Raw genomic sequence first — 14,945 nt, 5'->3', positions numbered from 1 at the left:
GAGCAATGTCCGGCACCGCGGATCCACAACTTCAACACACACTGAAAAAGCGCCACCTCTCGATGATTGCTATCGCCGGGGTGATCGGGGCTGGCCTCTTCGTCGGATCCGGCGCCGCGATTCGCGAGACCGGGCCCGGCGTGGTGTTCGCGTACGCACTTGCCGGCCTCGTGGTCATCCTGGTGATGCGGATGCTCGGCGAGATGTCAACCGCGAATCCCGACACCGGATCGTTCTCGGCCTATGCCGACCGGGCGATCGGGCCGTGGGCCGGATTCAGTATCGGCTGGCTCTACGCATGGTTCTGGATTCTGGTACTCGGCATCGAAGCGACGGCGGGCGCGCTCATCATGCACCGTTGGATCCCTGAAGTCCCGCAGTGGAGTTGGGCGCTGATCATGATGATCGTGCTCACCCTGACGAATATCGCTTCTGTGAAGTCCTTTGGCGAATTCGAATTCTGGTTCGCATCGATCAAGGTCGCAGCCATCTCCATCTTCATCGTCCTCGGCGTTCTGGCCATATTCGGCTTCCTGCCCGGCGTCGAAGCTCCCGGATTCACCAACCTCACCGGTCACGGCGGGCTGTTCCCCAACGGTTCCGGTGCGTTGTTCGCCGCGATTCTCGTGGTCGTGTTCTCGTTCTTCGGCGCCGAGATCGCGACCATCGCTGCGGGCGAATCCGCGAACCCGGTCGCAGCGGTGCGCAGTGCGGTGCGCTCCGTGGTGTGGCGCATTCTGATCTTCTACATCGGTTCGATCGCTATCGTCGTCACGCTTCTCCCGTGGGACGACGCATCGGTCGCACTGAGCCCGTATGTCGCAGTCATGGACTCGTTCGGCATTCCGGCGGCGGGCAACATCATGGACTTCATCGTCCTCACCTCGGTTCTGTCCTGCCTCAACTCCGGCCTCTACACGGCAAGCCGCATGATCTTCTCGCTCTCACGCCGCGGGGATGCCCCACCCGCACTGGGTAGGATCAGTTCCTCCGGCGTTCCGCGCACGGCCGTCCTCGTCTCTACGATCGTGGGGTTCCTCACCGTCGTCCTCAACTATCTGTATCCGGACACGGTGTTCCTGTTCCTCGTCAACTCGTCGGGCGCGATCGCGCTGTTTGTATGGCTGACGATCTGTGTTTCGCAACTGCGAATGCGACGTCAGTTCGATAGTGAGGGGAGGGAACTGAAGCTGAAGATGTGGCTGTTCCCGTACCTCACCTGGGCCACGATCGCCGCCATCATCGTCCTCTGCGTCGGGATGATCGTCATTCCCGACACCAGGAGTCAGATGTACGTGTCGCTGGCGCTCGCCATCGTCGTGGTCGGACTCGGGGTCCACCGTCACCGAAACGGAACTTCCACTGGGGAGCCTGATACCTCGCTACATGACCAGCCCGCTGGGGCGTCGCCTTAGCGGTGATTGTTCCTGCACCGGCATCGAGTTCGGCGGAACGGGATACGGCGCACCAACGTTCAACGTTCCGGCGACAACATTGACACCGCACTGCGCGATGGCAGCCTGCAGCCGAGGCCCGGGGTCGGTCATCGCGGGCACACCGACGTCAGGCGCAGAACCGAAGTCGAACGCCGACGTCATGTCGCCGGTGACTCCGCGGCGCCATTCGGTCAGATTGGGGACCGGGACGCCGAACCGCGTCTCGAGTAGCCGCAGTTGCGACGTGTGATCGAAGGTGTCGGATGCGACCAGGCCGCCCCGGCTGTAGGGCGAGATGATCAGCGCAGGCACTCGGAACCCGAGGCCGATCGGCCCCGGGTTGCCGTCGCTCTCCGAGACCGAGTCGAGCGGCACGGTGAGAAACTCCCCCGGTGTGCCTGGGGGTGCCGTGGGTGGCGGGACGTGGTCGAAGAACCCACCGTTCTCGTCGTAGCTGATGATCAGCGCCGTCTTCTCCCAGATCTCGGGGTTCGAAGTGAGAATGTCGAGCACCTCGACGATCCCGACCGCTCCCCCGGCCGGAGGCAACGCCGGGTGCTCGCACGTGAAGACGCTCGGGACGATCCAGGACACCGACGGCAAGGTACCGCCCTCGACATCGGCGCGGAAGTCGTTGGGGTAGATCGGATCGATGCCGCGACGCACGAGATCGGACGTCGGGTCGCCGTATTGCGTGAACGAGCCCAGCATCCCGTCGAGCAAGACGCTCGACACCGGGCCGACATCCTTGTTCGCGTACACCTTCCAACTGACTCCTGCTTCCTGCAGGTTCTCCGGGTAGGTGCGCCAGGAGTAGACGAGCTTGGGAATCAGCGTCGGCGTCTCGACGAGCGGGCCGCCGGCTCGACCGTCGGGGTCGATCGTCGCGCTGACCCAGTACAACCTGTTCGGGTCGGTGGGACCGAGCACCGAGCAGAAGTAGTGGTCGCAGATCGTGAACGCGTCGGCGAGGTCGTAGTGGACGGGAATATCGGCACGGGTGTAATAGCCCATTGTCGCAGGGCCGTTGAGCGGCCCCGCATTCGCGATGTGGACCGGCAACCACTGGTCCATTGCACCGCCGTTCCAGACATCGTGCTGCGAGCCCCACGTGTGGGTCGGATCGTTGATGCACTCACCGTCGAGGTGCGGGCCCTGATTGGTGTCCAACCGGAACGGATTGATGTAACCGTCGGGAGTCGGCCCCTCCCCCGGCGCATATCCATACTGGTTCCACGCCGGCGACGGGTCGTCGAAGCCTCGCACTCCCGACAGGGTGCCGTAATAGTGGTCGAACGAACGATTCTCTTGCATGAGAAGCACGAAGTGCTCGATGTCGCCGAGCGACCCGGTACCACCCGGGTCATACGCATAGGCACGGTCGATGACCGGGCCCGCCCACGAACTGAGGAATGCGGCACCACCCGCCGCCGCTGCGGAGGCGAGGAACTTGCGACGCGAGATCTCCGATGCCGAAGTCACGACCCCTGATGGTAGTCGCGGTGGAAGTTGCTCGCCGGGTGAATTCTCCTGGCACCACCTCGGGGGCGAATCAACTCCAGCGAGCCTGCCCGCCATCGAGCGGAATGGTCGCCCCTGAGAGATATCCGGCGTCAGATCCGACTAGGAAGACGACGGCGCGCCCGATGTCCTGTTCGCAGTCCCCGATTCGGCCGAGCGGGATGGACTTCACGAACTCCTCGGCCTCGTCCGGATAGTTCTCCGTCCACCACTTCAGGCCAGGGGACAACGCGTGCGGTGCAACCGCATTGACGCGAATGCCGTCAGGTCCCCATTCGCTGGCTGCCGTCCGGGTGAGCGAGCGCATTGCCTCCTTGGTGGCCGCGTACAGCCCGTACCCGCTGGTGTCCCACCGAACGGCCGAGGAACTCACGAGGTTGATGATCGACCCGCCGCCACGCGCCTTGAGATGTGGATGGCACAGTTGCATGAGGAACAGGGTCGCCACGGGGCCCACGGCCATCGCGCGGTCGAGGAGTTTCGGCGTGATCTCGAGGAGTGGCCCGAGCGCGCTGGCGTTTGCGTTGTTGATCAAGATGTCGAGTCCACCGAACCGGTCCACGACGCGCTCGACCATCGGTGCCAACTGCTCACGTTTGCTGATGTCGCAGACGATCGGTTCGGCATCGCCCCCGAACCCCGCAATGGCAGAACACGTGTCGACGAGTTTCGCCTCTGTCCGCCCGACGATCGCGATCCGGGCACCCTCCTTGGCCAGCGCAAACGCCATCCCCGCCCCAACACCCTGACCTGCCCCCGTGATCAGCGCGACCTTGCCGTCCAGTGTCCCCATCACACGGCTCCGTTGCCTGAATCCGATTCCGCCGCCATACGATTGGATGTCAACCGAAAACTGGGCATATCCGACAGCGACATCATCGCCTCGTACGTGCGCTCGTAACCCGTGTGCGCGATGCGCCACCGCCCGTCCGTGCCACGGGTGTACCGATCGGAGTAGAACGCGGCACCGCACAGCGCAATACCGCGTTCCGGGATCAAGACGGTGTCGGACAGATACCACCGCCCCGTCGCCGTGTCGCCCTCCACGTCGATCTCGGGGTGGCCGCAATGATGCTCGGTGATGGTTTGCGGTCCCAGGCTTGATTTCATGAACTCGACGAGCGCGTCCCGCGAGTCAAAGGCGAGGTCTTCGCCGTAGCTTGCCGTCACGTCGGGGAGCAATGTGTCTGCGAACTCGTCCCAACACTTCGTGTCGAGTGCGCGAAGGTACGTGTACTTGAGCCGGCTGATCGCGGCGACGGCCTCGAGATCCACTACGTTCACCCTTCGTCCATCCCCCAAAAAAACTGATACCCGTTCTACCACAATCATTTGGGGTAGAGATCGAACTCGGGAATCGCCGCCAGCGGTCCGGTAGACGAGCAGGATTTGCCAGGGCTCTATACCTGGGCGCAGACGAGTACCGTCGATCAGGTGACCATCCGCCTCGGCTATCAGATGCCGAAGTTCGCATATTCGGCTCCTGCCGAGAACATGTTCCCCACGATCGTCGCCCAGTCACGTGAAGCAGAGTCCGCCGGCTTCGACTGCGTCTTTTTGGCTGATCACTTCTTTCAAGTGCCCACGCTCAGCGAGCCCAGCAGATCGATGCCGGAGGTCTACACCACCCTCGGCGCGCTGGCCACCCCCACGAAAAAGATCCAACTCTCCGCGTTGGTTACCTGCAACAATTTCCGCAATCCGGCTCTGCTCGCCAAAGCTGTGAGCACCTTGGACGTGGCCAGCGGGGCCCGCGCCGTGCTCGGCATCGGCGCGGGCTGGTTCGAACCCGAGCACACGCAGTACGGCTACGAGTTCGGCACACTCACCGACCGATTCGAACGCCTCGACGAGGCCCTCCGGATCATCACCCCGATGCTCCGCGGCGACAGGCCCACCCTCGACGGCAAGTGGTACCACGTCGAGAACGCGATCAACGAACCACGGATCCGTGACGATCTGCCCATCCTGCTCGGCGGTTCCGGCGAGAAGAAGACGTTCGCACTCGCCGCCCGCTTCGCCGACCATCTGAATATCACCTGCGGCCAGAGCGAGCTGCCCCGCAAGCTCGACGCCCTCGATGCGCGGTGTGCTGAGGTCGGCCGCGACCGGTCCACACTCGAAACCAGCTACCTGGCGTTCGTCTTCATCGACGAAAACGGCGACCGCGCCCGGAAACTCCAGCACGAATTCCTACTCGACCTGGGTGTCGACCTGTCCACAGCCTCGGAGGCCGAACGCGCCGCGGCCACCGACAGGATGTTCTGCGGCGCACCCGACGAAATCGCCGAACAGATCGACACCCGTGTCCTCGAACCGGGCATCGACGGCATCGTCCTCAACCTCGGTGCCAACGCCCGCCAGCCCGAAATCGTCGAGTTGACCGGTCGCACGTTGCGCACGCTGGTCGAGGCCTAACCCACTCTCGACGCCCTGCACCTCGACAACTACCGCCCTGACGTGCACGTCAGACGAGTATCGTCGATCACGTGGCCATCCGCCTTGGTTGCCAGATGCCGAAGTTCACATATTCGGCCACTGCCGCGGACCTGTTTCCGACCATGATCGCCCAGGCGCGCGAAGCCGAGTCCGCGGGCTTCGACTGCGCCTTCGTGGCGGATCACTTCTTTCAGACGCCCGCGCTCGGTCCGGCAGGAGGACCGAGACCCGAGGCCTACACCACCCTCGGCGCGCTGGCCACCGCCACGGAGAAGATCGGACTCGCTGCACTGGTCACCAGCAATACGTTCCGCAATCCGGCCCTGCTCGCAAAGGCGGTAAGTACTTTGGACGTGGTCAGCGGGGGTCGCGCCGTCCTCGGTATCGGCGCTGGCTGGTACGAACTCGAACATCAGCAGTACGGCTACGAATTCGGTACGTTTGCCGAACGCTTCGAACGCCTCGAAGAGGCTCTGCAAATCATCGCGCCGATGCTCCGCGGCGACAGGCCCACCTTCGAAGGCAAGTGGTATCGCGTCGAAAGCGCGATTAACGAACCGCGAATTCGTGTCGATCTGCCCATCATGCTCGGTGGTGGCGGAGAGAAAAAGACGTTCGCACTCGCCGCCCGCTTCGCCGACCACCTGAACATCATCTGCGCCATAAGTGACTTACCGCGCAAGCTCGACGCCCTCGACGCGCGGTGTGCTGAGGTCGGCCGCGACCGGTCCACACTCGAAACCAGCTATCTGGCGTTCGTCTTCATCGACGAGAACGGCGATCGCGCCCGAAAGCTCCAGCACGACTTCCTACTCGACCTCGGCGTAGACCTGGCCGAGGCCTCGGACGCCGAACGTGCATGGGCTACCGCACAGCAAGTCTGCGGTACCCCCGACGAGGTCGCCGAACAACTGCAGACCCGCGTTCTCGACAAGGGCATCGACGGCATCATCGTCAACCTCGTCGCCAACGGCCACCAGCCCGGAATCGTGGAGTTGGCCGGCCGCACAGTGCGACCTCTGGTCGCCCCGTAACCGACCCTCGGCAAACACGGGTAAAACGGGCACAGAGAGAAGTACCGTCGATCGAGTGACAATTCGCCTCGGTTACCAGATGCCGAACTTCAGGTACTCCACCCCCGTCACAGACCTGTTCCCGACCGTCATCGCCCAGGTACGTGAAGCCGAATCCGCGGGCTTCGATGCCGCGTTCGCGGTGGATCACTTCTATCAAACTTCCACACTCGGCGAGCCCGACAGACCGATGCTCGAGTCCTACACCGCCCTCGGGGCGTTGGCGACGGCAACGGAGAAGATCCAGCTCTCCGTACTGTGTACCGGCAACACCTTCCGCAACCCACCGATGCTCGCGAAGTGCGTGTCCACCCTCGACGTCGCCAGCGGGGGTCGCGCCGTCCTCGGTATCGGCGCGGGCTGGTTCGAACTCGAACACCGGCAGTACGGCTACGAATTCGGCACGCTCACCGACCGATTCGAACGCCTCGACGAGGCCCTGCAGATCATCACGGCCATGCTCCGCGGCGAAAGGCCCACCCTCGACGGTAAGTGGTACCACGTCGAGAACGCGATCAACGAACCACGAATCCGCAACGACCTGCCCATCCTGCTCGGCGGTTCCGGCGAGAAGAAGACGTTCGCCCTCGCCGCCCGCTTCGCCGACCACCTGAACATCAACTGCAATACAAGCTTGTTGCCCCGCAAGCTCGACGCCCTCGACGCGCGGTGTGCTGAGGTCGGCCGCGACCGGTCCACACTCGAAACCAGCTACCTGGCGTTCGTCTTCATCGACGAAAACGGCGACCGCGCCCGGAAACTCCAACGCGAATTCCTACTCGACCTGGGTGTCGACCTGTCCACAGCCTCGGAGGCCGAACGCGCCGCGGCCACCGACAGGATGTTCTGCGGCGCACCCGACGAAGTGGCCGAACAGCTCGAGACCCGTGTTCTCGACAAGGGTATAGATGGCATCGTCCTCAACCTTCTCGCCAACGGCCACCAACCCGGGATCGTGGAGTTGGCAGGGCACACGGTGCGCCCGCTGGTCGAGGCGTAACCCACTCAAGGTGGCCTCCTGAGTCGCTCTCGCTGCTCGATACCTGGCGGGTGACCGGCAGTGGTTACCGAGCGTGCGCCCGGAACGGTGTTGGCGAGGGCGATGGCGATGCGCCGTTCAGAGTCGTCGACGAAGGAACCTGCGACGGTGACGCTTCCCTCGGAGACACTCACGTGCCAGCGACGCGTGCCGGTGTAATCGTCGAGGCGTGTTTGAGCGCTTACGGCGATCGCTTCGTCGGGCTTGAGCATCAGCCGAATCAGGTCGCCGCGGCTGAGGATTCCGGTTACCTGCCCGTCGTCATCAACCACGGGCAAACTCCGCAAACCGTGTTGGAGAAGAATTTTCGTGGCCTCGGCGAGGTCTTGGTACGTTGCGATCGCCACCGCTGGGGAGGTCATCGCGGCACCGACTGTGATGTCGGGCGGCGAGGGAGTCCCCGCACGGAGTAGGTCGCCACTGGTCAGCATTCCTACGAGGTGACCGTCACCATCGGTCACCGGTAGCGCCGCCCAACCGTGTTCGGCGAGCAAGACAGCCGCCTGCCGGGCGCCACTGGACTGCAGCACGGTGGTCACTGGCCGCTGCATCACGTCGTGAACTCGCATGATCTTCTGCGCCTCCGAGGGACCTCACTCGATTTCGTATATCACGAATAATAAATACCGAATTATATTTCGTCAATAATGATTCTTGAATGAGTGTTGTAGCCTGCGGTGATGGCGTCGTGGACCTTTCTGACCAATCACGCACATGTCTTGCTGTGCGTCGCTCACGATCCCGGGATTCGGCACCGCGACCTCGCCGAAAGAGTAGGCATCACCGAACGCGCAGCGCAGCGCATCGTCACCGATCTCGTGGATGCGGGCTACTTGAAGCGAGAGAAGGTCGGCAGGCGCAATCGGTACCAACTCGATCCGACCCTGCCGCTGCGGCATCCCCTCGAGCGCGACCACGCCATCGGCGAGATTCTCGCCGTACTGCAAGACAAGCCGGGCGAAGAGTAGGTCGCGTCCCGCCAGCGGCGTTCTCCCGGGTCGCACTCAGGGAAGGACGAGTACGGTCGATCAGGTGACTGTTCGCCTCGGCTACCAGATGACGAAATTCAGCTATTCCACTCCAATCGGAGAGCTGTTCCCCACCGTCATCGCCCAGGCGCGAGAAGCCGAATCCGCTGGCTTCGATGCGGCATTCATCATGGACCACTTCCTCCAGGCGCCGGTACTCGGTGCACTCGACGAGCCGATGCCCGAGGCCTACACCACGCTCGGTGCGCTCGCGACAGCCACGAAGAAGATCCAGTTGGGAGCGCTGGTCACCAGCAACACCTTCCGCAACCCGCCGATGCTGGCCAAAGCGGTGAGCACGTTGGATGTGGCCAGCGGCGGTCGTGCTGTCCTGGGCATCGGCGCGGGCTGGTTCGAACCCGAGCACTCGCAATACGGCTACGAGTTCGGCACGCTCACCGACCGATTCGAACGCCTCGACGAAGCCCTCCAGATCATCACGCCCATGCTCCGCGGCGACAGGCCCACCCTCGACGGCAAGTGGTACCACGTCGAGAACGCGATCAACGAACCACGAATCCGCGACGATCTGCCGATCATGCTCGGCGGTGGCGGAGAAAAGAAAACCTTCGCCCTCGCTGCCCGCTTCGCCGACCACCTCAACATCACCTGCAGCCAAAGCGAACTGCCACGCAAACTCGACGCCCTCGAGAAAAGGTGCGAAGAGATCGGCCGCGACCGCTCGACCCTGGAAACCAGCTTCCAGGCGTTCGTCATCATCGACGAGAGCGGCGACCGTGCCCGAAGGCTCCAGCACGATTTCCTGCTCAGCCGGGGCGTCGACCTGTCCACGACCTCGGACGCCAAGCGCCCCGCAGCCACCGACGAGATGATCTGCGGCGACCCCGACGAAGTCGCCGAACAACTGCAGACCCGATTTCTCGACAAGGGCGTCGACGGCATCATCCTCAACCTCGTCGTCAACGGCCACGAGCCCGGCATTGTCGAACTGGCCGGCCGAACATTGAGCCCGCTGGTCCACGGATAACCCACCGGTGAACCCGCGCGACCGCCACGACGTGCACCAAGCCCGACTACGGCCGATCTGAGTACGGTCGGTCCAGTGAGTATTCGACTCGGCTACCAGATGCCGAACCTCAGTTACTCGGCCCCCGTCGCGGACTTGTTCCCGACTGTCATCGCGCAGGTCCGGGAAGCCGAGTCCGCAGGCTTCGATGCCGCGTTCATCATTGACCACTTCTATCAAGCGTCCAATGTCGGTGAAATAGACGAACCGGTAGTAGAGGCCTACACCGCGCTCGGCGCTCTGGCCACGGCCACCGAGAAGATCCAGTTGGGCGCGCTGGTCTCCGGCAATACCTACCGCAACCCGCCGATGCTGGCGAAGTGCGTGTCCACACTCGACGTGGCCAGCGGGGGGCGCGCCGTCCTCGGCATCGGTGCGGGCTGGTACGAACTCGAACACCAACAGTACGGCTACGAGTTCGGCACGCTCACCGACCGATTCGAACGCCTCGACGAAGCCCTCCAGATCATCACGCCCATGCTCCGCGGCGAGCGTCCGACATTCGACGGCAAGTGGTACCACGTCGAAACCGCGATCAACGAACCGCGAATCCGCGATGACCTGCCGATCATGCTCGGCGGTTCCGGCGAGAAGAAGACCTTCGCCCTCGCCGCCCGATTCGCCGACCACCTCAACATTCATTGCAGAGGGGGCTTGTTGCCCCGCAAGCTCGACGCCGTCGACGCGCGGTGTGCGGAGATCGGCCGCGACCGATCCACACTCGAAGTCAGCTACCTGGCGTACCTCTTCATCGACGAGAACGGCGACCGCGCCCGGAAACTCCAGCGCGACTTCCTGCTCGGCCGAGGCGTCGACCTGTCCACCGTTTCGGACACCGAGCGCGCGACAGTCACCGACCGAATGTTCTGCGGCGACCCCGACGAAGTCGCCGAACAACTGCAGACCCGCGTTCTCGACAAGGGCGTCGACGGCATCGTCGTCAACCTCGTCGCTAACGGCCACGAACCCGGCGTCGTGGAGTTGGCCGGCAGAACGGTGCGCCCGCTGGTCTGCGGGTAACAACCCACACACGACAGATGCGATTCGCGTATGCCCGAAGACGAGTACGGTTGAATACGTGACTATTCGACTTGGTTATCAGATGCCGAACTTCAGTTACTCCACCCCCGTTGCGGACCTGTTCCCGACCGTCATCGCCCAGGCCCGAGAAGCCGAGTCCGCGGGTTTCGACACCGCCTTCGTAATGGATCACTTCTATCAGCTGCCCGGTATCGGTGCGCCCGACGAACCGATGCTCGAGGCCTACACCGCTCTCGGTGCACTGGCCACGGCCACGGAGAAGATCCAACTGTCCGCGCTGGTCACCGGGAACACCTACCGCAACCCGCCGATGCTCGCGAAGTGCGTGTCCACCCTCGACGTCGCCAGCGGGGGCCGCGCCATCCTCGGTATCGGCGCGGGTTGGTACGAACTCGAGCACAAGCAGTACGGCTACGAGTTCGGCACGTTCACCGACCGATTCGAACGCCTCGACGAGGCCCTGCAGATCATCGCGCCGATGCTCCGCGGCGAGCGTCCGACTTTCGACGGCAAGTGGTACCACGTCGAGAACGCGATCAACGAACCACGAATCCGCAACGATCTGCCGATCATGCTCGGCGGTTCCGGTGAGAAGAAGACCTTCGCCCTCGCCGCCCGCTTCGCCGACCACCTCAACATCATCTGCAATGCGAGCGAATTGCCACGCAAGCTCGAGGCCCTCGAGAAGCGGTGCGAGGAGATCGGCCGCGACCGGTCCACGCTGGAAACCAGTTACCTGACCTTCGTCATCATCGACGAGAACGGCGATCGTGCCCGCCAGCTCCAGCACGACCTCCTGCTCCGACAGGGTGTCGACCTGTCCAAAGTCTCGGATGCCGAGCGCGCCGCCGCCACCGACCGGATGTTCTGCGGTGCCCCTGACGAGGTGGCCGAACAGGTCCAGACACGCATCCTGGACAGGGGCATCGACGGCATCATCCTCAACCTCGTCGCCAACGGCCACGAGCCTGGAGTTGTCGAACTGACCGGCCGCACGCTGCACCCGCTGGTCAGCGCATGACGTACGGTCGAACCCGCGCGCGGCAGATGCGATTCGCACAATTCCGACAACGGACCGGTCGGTGACATGACCATTCGCCTCGGCTACCAGATACCCAATATCAACTACCACATCCCCGCTGCCGACCTTCTTCCCACCATCGCCGCCCAAGCCCGAGAAGCCGAGTCTGCGGGCTTCGATGCCGCGTTCGTGGCGGATCACTTCTATCAAACGCCGACATTCGGTGTACCCGAGGAACCGAGGTTCGAGGCCTACACCGCGCTCGGTGCGCTAGCCACGGCCACCGAGACGATCCAGCTGGGCGCGCTGGTCACCAGTAACACCTTTCGCAACCCAGCCATGCTCGCGAAGTGCGTGTCCACCCTCGACGTCGCGAGCGGCGGACGGGCCGTCCTGGGCATCGGCGCGGGCTGGTTCGAACTCGAGCACGTGCAGTACGGCTACGAGTTCGGCACGGTCACCGACCGATTCGAACGCCTCGACGAGGCCCTGCAGATCATCGCGCCGATGCTCCACGGCGAACGACCCACTGTGGACGGCAAGTGGTACCACGTCGAAACCGCGATCAACGAACCACGAATCCGCGACGACCTGCCGATCATGCTCGGCGGAGCCGGCGAGAAGAAGACCTTCGCCCTCGCCGCCCGCTTCGCCGACCACCTCAACATCACCTGCGGCCAGAGCGAGCTGCCACGCAAACTCGACGCCCTCGAGAAACGGTGCGAAGAGATCGGCCGCGACCGCTCGACCCTGGAGACGAGTTACCTGGCGTTCGTCATCATCGACGAGAACGGCGATCGCGCCCGGAAGCTCCAGCACGACTTCCTGCTCAGCCTCGGTGTCGACCTGTCCACGGCCTCGGACACCGAACGCGCCGCGGCCACCGCTCGAATGTTCTGCGGCGACCCCGACGAGGTCGCCGAACAACTGCAGACCCGCGTTGTGGACAAGGGCGTCGACGGCATCATCCTCAACCTCTCGTGCAACGGCCACGAGCCCGGCATCGTCGAACTGGCGGGCCGATCGTTTCGGCCCCTAGTCGATATGTGACCGCTTGCGCGTCCCGGAATACCGGTAGTCGCGCGCCGGTTGTAATGCGGGGTGACGCGTGAGCCTCTGATGAGTCGCGTCTGCTCGGTGACGAAAGGGAATGATGTCCGTGAGTACAGTGCTGTCGATTCTGGATCTGGCCTACATCCCCGAAGGCGGCGCGGCACGAAACAGCTTCGATGCCAGCGTTGCGCTGGCGCAACTCGCGGAGTCCCGTGACTACCGCCGAATCTGGTACGCCGAACACCACAACATGGCATCAATCGGCTCGTCGGCGACGAGCGTCCTCATCGCCCACGTCGCGGCACACACCCAGAGCATCCGACTCGGTTCCGGCGGAATCATGCTGCCCAACCACGCGCCGCTGACGATTGCCGAGCAGTTCGGCACACTCGAAACCCTGCATCCCGGTCGGATCGACCTCGGACTCGGACGGGCACCCGGAACCGATCAGAAGACCATGTACGCCCTGCGTCGCGACCCTGCCTCGGCCGATCGGTTCCCACAGGACGTTCTGGAACTTCAGGCATACCTCGCGGGAAAGTCGCGTGTGCCCGGCGTCGAAGCCATTCCCGGCAAGGGCACGAACGTCCCGCTATATATTCTCGGGTCCTCACTGTTCGGTGCACAGCTAGCCGCCAAACTCGGACTCCCCTATGCCTACGCATCCCACTTCTCACCGGACGCGCTGGTCGACGCCGTCACGCTCTACCGGGAGCGTTTCGAGCCATCCGAGCAGCTGTCCGAGCCGTACGTGATTGCCGGTGTCAACGCCATCGCTTCGGACACCACCGCCGAAGCACACCGGCAGTTCGAGTCGGCAGTTCGGCGGCGAGTAGTGCAGTTGGTCGGGCACGGGCAAACATTCAGCCCCGAGGAGGTCGACCTGATCATGTCGTCCCCAGCCGGTCAGCAGATGAAGCAGAGGTGGCGGTACTCGGCGGCCGGGACTCCGTACGAGGTGAAGGCCTACCTCGAAGAGTTCGCCGAACACGCACAGGCAGACGAACTGATCATCGCCTCCTATACCGAAGACAGCGAATCCTGGCTGCGGTCCTACGATCTGATCGCGGACGTGTGGCACGCGGCGAAAGTGAGTGGTCAGTAGACAATCACACCACGAATGTTCTTGCCGTCCATCAGATCTTGGTAACCCTCGTTCACCTGCTCGAGCGTGTACTTGGTGGTGATCAACTCGTCGAGTTCGAGTTGTCCGGCATCGTAGAGGCGCAGCAATCGGACGATGTCGTACTGCGGGTTGGCCGAGCCGAACAGTGAGCCCTTGATCGTCTTCTGGTTCTCGGTGAGGTCGGCACCCGAGACGTGAACCGTCAGCTTGGTGGGGTCCGCGAGACCGGTGATGACCACCGTGCCGCCCTTTCCGATGATGGCGGTCGCGTTCTGGACCACCTCTTCGTCGACGGTCCCGACCAGAATGAGGGCCTGATCGGCGCCCTGACCCCAGGTCAGCTCGTGGACCTTCTGTGCGGCCTCGGCCGCGTCGGCGAAGGCGTGGGTGGCACCGAACTTCAACGCGGTTTCCCGCTTCATCGCCACTGGGTCCACGACCACTACATACTTGGCGCCGGAACTTACCGCACCCTGCACAGCGTTGATTCCGAGTCCCCCGATGCCGTAGATGACGACGGTGTCGCCCACACGGACACCTCCCGCGTACACCGCCGTGCCCCAACCGGCTGGTACGCCGCAGCCTACGAGCACAGCCGTCTCCAGCGGAAGCCAATCGTCCACCTTCACCACGGAATGCTGCGAGATGGTGGCTCGCTCAGAGAAAGTACCGAGCATGCACATGCCGCCGAAGTCTTCCTTGCCCGCGTGGAACCGGAACGAGCCGTCGGGCATCGAACCCTCGGGGATCATCGCGCCCAGATCGCACAGGTTCTGCCGGCCAGTGGAGCAGTAGCGACAGGTGCCGCAGTTCGGGATGTAGCTGCAGACCACGTGATCGCCGGGCTTGACCTTGGTGACCCCGAGGCCGACTTCTTCGATGATTCCGGAACCCTCATGGCCACCGACGATCGGGAACCGCGGTACCAGGGCGCCGTCGATCAGATGAAAATCGGAATGGCACAGTCCTGCGGCGGCATATTTGATGAGAACTTCGCCGGGACCCGGCCCATCCAGATCGAGCTCGATGATTTCGAACGGCTTGTGCGCTTCGAACAGCACGGCTGCTTTGGTCTTCATGCCTTCTCCTCGTTGACTGACACTCACCAGTGCGTTGTGAAGGCAATTGATTGTGAAGGAGC

The 14,945-nt window shown here is 63.5% G+C and carries 15 protein-coding genes; 10 read left to right on the top strand and 5 right to left on the bottom strand.

Features of this window, described 5'->3' with window-relative positions; translation table 11 throughout:
- The first annotated feature begins 5 nt into the window (after window positions 1-5).
- Window positions 6-1,415 (top strand): amino acid permease, encoded by a 1,410-nt coding sequence (locus tag BFN03_RS19775; protein WP_070380447.1) that lies wholly within the window; start codon window positions 6-8, stop codon window positions 1,413-1,415.
- Here the strand turns inward: BFN03_RS19775 and BFN03_RS19770 are convergent.
- The 3 genes from BFN03_RS19770 to BFN03_RS19760 all read right to left on the bottom strand — a co-directional run bounded on the left by BFN03_RS19770 (window position 1,383) and on the right by BFN03_RS19760 (window position 4,232).
- Window positions 1,383-2,918 carry a phospholipase C gene (locus BFN03_RS19770; protein WP_070380446.1) on the bottom strand — a complete coding sequence of 512 codons (1,536 nt, stop codon included), beginning with the start codon at window positions 2,916-2,918 and terminating at the stop codon, window positions 1,383-1,385. The genes BFN03_RS19775 and BFN03_RS19770 overlap by 33 nt on opposite strands.
- A gap of 70 nt (window positions 2,919-2,988) precedes the next feature.
- Entirely contained in the window at window positions 2,989-3,750 is a 762-nt protein-coding gene (locus BFN03_RS19765) for an SDR family NAD(P)-dependent oxidoreductase (RefSeq protein WP_070380445.1), read from the bottom strand.
- A complete protein-coding gene (locus BFN03_RS19760; RefSeq protein ID WP_070380444.1) occupies window positions 3,750-4,232 on the bottom strand; it encodes a nuclear transport factor 2 family protein in 483 nt (160 codons plus the stop codon). Before BFN03_RS19760 ends, BFN03_RS19765 begins: the two co-directional genes overlap by 1 nt.
- A gap of 159 nt (window positions 4,233-4,391) precedes the next feature.
- Between BFN03_RS19760 and BFN03_RS19755 the strand changes: the two genes are divergently transcribed.
- The 3 genes from BFN03_RS19755 (at window position 4,392) to BFN03_RS19745 (ending at window position 7,469) form a co-directional block, all read left to right on the top strand.
- Complete coding sequence (locus BFN03_RS19755; protein WP_070380443.1) at window positions 4,392-5,375, top strand: LLM class F420-dependent oxidoreductase; 984 nt, start codon at window positions 4,392-4,394, stop codon at window positions 5,373-5,375.
- Between the two features lie 71 nt (window positions 5,376-5,446).
- Entirely contained in the window at window positions 5,447-6,430 is a 984-nt protein-coding gene (locus BFN03_RS19750) for an LLM class F420-dependent oxidoreductase (protein WP_084385711.1), read from the top strand.
- A gap of 55 nt (window positions 6,431-6,485) precedes the next feature.
- Window positions 6,486-7,469 (top strand): LLM class F420-dependent oxidoreductase, encoded by a 984-nt coding sequence (locus BFN03_RS19745; protein WP_084385710.1) that lies wholly within the window; start codon window positions 6,486-6,488, stop codon window positions 7,467-7,469.
- A 5-nt stretch (window positions 7,470-7,474) separates the two neighbouring features.
- Here the strand turns inward: BFN03_RS19745 and BFN03_RS19740 are convergent, their stop codons facing one another.
- A complete protein-coding gene (locus BFN03_RS19740; protein WP_084385709.1) occupies window positions 7,475-8,077 on the bottom strand; it encodes a CBS domain-containing protein in 603 nt (200 codons plus the stop codon).
- 111 nt (window positions 8,078-8,188) lie between these two features.
- Between BFN03_RS19740 and BFN03_RS19735 the strand changes: the two genes are divergently transcribed.
- From BFN03_RS19735 to BFN03_RS19710, 6 genes are all read left to right on the top strand, one after another.
- On the top strand, window positions 8,189-8,476 hold the full coding sequence (locus BFN03_RS19735) for a helix-turn-helix transcriptional regulator (protein WP_070380440.1): 288 nt from the start codon (window positions 8,189-8,191) through the stop codon (window positions 8,474-8,476).
- A 64-nt stretch (window positions 8,477-8,540) separates the two neighbouring features.
- The gene (locus BFN03_RS19730) at window positions 8,541-9,524 is read left to right on the top strand and encodes an LLM class F420-dependent oxidoreductase (protein ID WP_070380439.1); all 984 of its coding nucleotides are present in this window, start codon (window positions 8,541-8,543) and stop codon (window positions 9,522-9,524) included.
- A gap of 75 nt (window positions 9,525-9,599) precedes the next feature.
- Entirely contained in the window at window positions 9,600-10,583 is a 984-nt protein-coding gene (locus BFN03_RS19725) for an LLM class F420-dependent oxidoreductase (RefSeq protein WP_084385708.1), read from the top strand.
- Between the two features lie 58 nt (window positions 10,584-10,641).
- The gene (locus BFN03_RS19720; RefSeq protein WP_084385707.1) at window positions 10,642-11,625 is read left to right on the top strand and encodes an LLM class F420-dependent oxidoreductase; all 984 of its coding nucleotides are present in this window, start codon (window positions 10,642-10,644) and stop codon (window positions 11,623-11,625) included.
- A 66-nt stretch (window positions 11,626-11,691) separates the two neighbouring features.
- Entirely contained in the window at window positions 11,692-12,675 is a 984-nt protein-coding gene (locus BFN03_RS19715) for an LLM class F420-dependent oxidoreductase (RefSeq protein WP_070380436.1), read from the top strand.
- A 109-nt stretch (window positions 12,676-12,784) separates the two neighbouring features.
- The gene (locus tag BFN03_RS19710; protein WP_070381112.1) at window positions 12,785-13,783 is read left to right on the top strand and encodes an LLM class flavin-dependent oxidoreductase; all 999 of its coding nucleotides are present in this window, start codon (window positions 12,785-12,787) and stop codon (window positions 13,781-13,783) included.
- On the opposite strand, the gene BFN03_RS19705 is transcribed toward BFN03_RS19710, so the two are convergent.
- Window positions 13,777-14,883 (bottom strand): NDMA-dependent alcohol dehydrogenase, encoded by a 1,107-nt coding sequence (locus BFN03_RS19705; protein WP_070380435.1) that lies wholly within the window; start codon window positions 14,881-14,883, stop codon window positions 13,777-13,779. The two genes, BFN03_RS19710 and BFN03_RS19705, sit on opposite strands and share 7 nt — an antisense overlap.
- Window positions 14,884-14,945: the final 62 nt, after the last annotated feature.

The sequence above is a fragment of the Rhodococcus sp. WMMA185 genome, assembly GCF_001767395.1.
In the GTDB taxonomy this organism is placed as follows: domain Bacteria; phylum Actinomycetota; class Actinomycetes; order Mycobacteriales; family Mycobacteriaceae; genus Rhodococcus_F.
This window is presented reverse-complemented; position numbering and strand designations above follow the sequence as displayed.

Excerpts from the sequence above, each read along its gene's own strand:
- BFN03_RS19775 (WP_070380447.1), top strand. The coding sequence starts at position 6 with ATGTCCGGCACCGCGGATCCACAACTTCAACACACACTGAAAAAGCGC.
- BFN03_RS19765 (WP_070380445.1), bottom strand. The coding sequence starts at position 3,750 with ATGGGGACACTGGACGGCAAGGTCGCGCTGATCACGGGGGCAGGTCAG.
- BFN03_RS19740 (WP_084385709.1), bottom strand. The coding sequence starts at position 8,077 with ATGCGAGTTCACGACGTGATGCAGCGGCCAGTGACCACCGTGCTGCAG.
- BFN03_RS19735 (WP_070380440.1), top strand. The coding sequence starts at position 8,189 with ATGGCGTCGTGGACCTTTCTGACCAATCACGCACATGTCTTGCTGTGC.
- BFN03_RS19715 (WP_070380436.1), top strand. The coding sequence starts at position 11,692 with ATGACCATTCGCCTCGGCTACCAGATACCCAATATCAACTACCACATC.
- BFN03_RS19705 (WP_070380435.1), bottom strand. The coding sequence starts at position 14,883 with ATGAAGACCAAAGCAGCCGTGCTGTTCGAAGCGCACAAGCCGTTCGAA.